Here is a 2,629-nt window from a genome sequence, read left to right on the forward strand (position 1 = left end):
GCCCCAGGTTGTGCAGCAGGTTCGCGTGCGTGAGCATCACGCCCTTGGGCGTGCCCGTGCTCCCGGACGTGTACTGGAGAAACGCGAGCGACTCCGCGCCCACGTCCGGCGTGCGCCAGTCCTTCTCACCGCCCTCCGGCAGTGCGTCCGTCGCCATCCAGTGCAGCGCGCGAAAGTCCGGCGCCTGCTCGAAGACGAAGTCCGACAGCTCCAGGATGCCCGACGTGGTGAGCACCACCGACGCCTGCGCGTCCTGGATGATGGCGCGCAGCCGAGGCAGGGTGCGCTCCAGGCGCATCGGGTCCGGCGGGTAGGCCGGCACCGCCACCGCGCCCGCGTAGAGGCAGCCGAAGAAACCCGCGACGTAGTCCAGGCCCGGCGGGTAGAGCAGCAGCACGCGCTCGCCCACAGCGCCCCGTGCCTGCAACGCCGCGGCGATGCGACGCGCGCGCACGTCCAGCTCGAAGGCGCTGAGCACGACCTCGTCGCCGTCCACCTCTCCGAGGAAGGTGTAGAGCGGCGCGTGGGCGGAAGGCCCCACCGCGAGATTCAACAGGACGCCAGGAAGGGTTCGCGAGAAGTCAGGCACGGTGAGCCGTCCGAAGTGTCGAAAAAGCGCCGACACTTCTTAGCAGCCCTTGCGCGCAATCCCGCAGGCACTCGCCGTGCCTGGCCCTGCTACGTACCTGTTGTCGCCAGCCCACTCAGGGAGCAGGGGTTGGCGTCGCGAAAATCAGGCGCGGCCGAAGAGTCCCTTCAGCCAGCCCATGAAGCCCTTCTGCTTCGACACCACCACTGCGTCCGGTGTCAGCACCGGTGCGACAGGCGCCGCCGTGGCCACGTTGCGCGCACCGCTGGCGTGGGCCGCCGACGCACTGTTGCCTGCTCCAGGAGCAAGCGTCGGAGGCAACGGGCCCGGCTCGGGTTCCGTCTGGGCCAGGCGCGCCTTCACGGCCTCGGGCGTGTCCCGCGTGGTGAAGGTGCTGACCACCTCGCGGCCCGTCGTGGCCTCCCGGGCAATCACCTTCAGCAGCGACTCGTTGCTGACCTCGAAGGTGACCGTCACCTGCACCGCGCCGCGCGGACGCCTGGGCAGACCCGCGAGCCGGAGCGTGCCCAGGTATTCGTTGTCCGGGGCCCGTTCGGCGTCGCCCTGGAACACGGACAGCTCCAGCTCCGTCTGATCATCCCGGTGGGTGGAGAGGGTGTAGATCTTGGAGGCCGGCAGCGCCACGTTGCGCTCCAGCACCGGCTTGAAGCGCCCACCCGGCAGCCCCACGCCAATGGCCATGGGCAGCACGTCGATGAGCACCACGCCTTCCAGCTGTCCCAGGCTGTGCGCCAGGAGCGCCGCGCCCAGCGCCACGGCCTCGTCCGGGTGCACGCCCTTGCTGGGCGGCCGGCCGAAGAACTTCGTGATCTTCTCGTGCACCAGCGGGAAGCGGCTCTGCCCACCGACGAGGATCACCTCGTCGATGTCCTGCGGCTTCAGCCCCTTGGCCTGCAGCACCTCGTCACAGACCTGCACGGTGCGGTCGACCAGCTTCTCCGTCAGCGCAATCAGCTTCTGGCGCGTGAGCGTGACGTCCAGGTCGTACGGCTTGTTGTCGATCATCGTCACGAAGGCCACGTGCACCCGCATCTCGGAGCGCTCGGACAGGGCGCACTTGGCCCGCTCCGCCGCGTCGTTGATGCGCTGCAGGGCCACGCGGTCGCCCTGGAAGGTCCGGCCTGTCTGCTGCCGGAACTCCTCCAGGAGGTACTCGACGATGGCGTTGTCGAAGTCGATGCCGCCCAGGAACGTGTCGCCGCCGGTGGAGATCACCTCGTAGACGGTGTCGTGCAGCTCCAGCACCGACGCGTCGAAGGTGCCACCGCCCAGGTCGTACACCAGCACCCGCTGGTTGAGCTTGCGCCCGTAGCCGTACGCCAGCGCCGCCGCCGTGGGCTCGTTGAGGATGCGCTCCACGTACAGGCCCGCGAGCTTCCCCGCCTCGCGCACCGCCTGCCGCTGGTTGTCGTTGTAGTAGGCGGGCACCGTGATGACCGCCCGCGAGATGGGCTGGCCCAGCTGGTTCTGCGCCACCTCGCGCACCTCGCGGAGGATCAGCGCGGAGATCTGCTGGAGCGAATAGATGCGATCGCCCAGCCGCACCGCCGCCTCGCCCGACTGACCGGCGGCGATCTCGTAGTGGAAGCGATCCTTGATCTGCTCGACGATGGGCGAACCGTACGGCCGGCCGACCAGGCGCTTGGCGCCGTACACCGTCTGGCGCGGGTTGGTCAGCATCTGCCCCTTGGCGGGGTGGCCCACCACCAGCTTGCCGCGCTGGTTGAAGGCGAGGATGGAGGGCACCGTGTTGTGGCCCTCGCGGCTGGGCAGCACGCCCGGCTTGTTGCCGCGCACGAACGCGGCGCACGAGTTCGTCGTCCCCAGGTCGATGCCAATCACCGGACCCGTCCGGGGCGGCTCCGCGGTGTTCAGCTCCAGCGCCTCCGCGGTCACCATCTCCAGCGCGGGAGCGGCGGGCGTTCCCCCGGGCCCGTCTGGCCGGGCGGGCGTGGCGCCAGCCTCAGCGGGCGCAGGCGCGGCGGTGAGCAGGGCAGGGGCGGCGACGGGGGTGGGGAC

The 2,629-nt window shown here is 70.2% G+C and carries 2 protein-coding genes; both read right to left on the reverse strand.

Annotated features, from left to right (window positions below; translation table 11 throughout):
- Nucleotides 1-541, reverse strand: a 541-nt coding sequence (locus tag D7Y13_RS40650) for an AMP-binding protein (RefSeq protein ID WP_233595893.1), incomplete at its 3' end; no start/stop codon positions are given.
- Between the two features lie 192 nt (nt 542-733).
- The coding region (locus D7Y13_RS40655) for an Hsp70 family protein (protein WP_120631023.1) at nt 734-2,629 on the reverse strand (1,896 nt) is incomplete at its 5' end.

This window comes from Corallococcus praedator (assembly GCF_003612125.1).
Taxonomy (GTDB): Bacteria; Myxococcota; Myxococcia; order Myxococcales; family Myxococcaceae; genus Corallococcus; species Corallococcus praedator.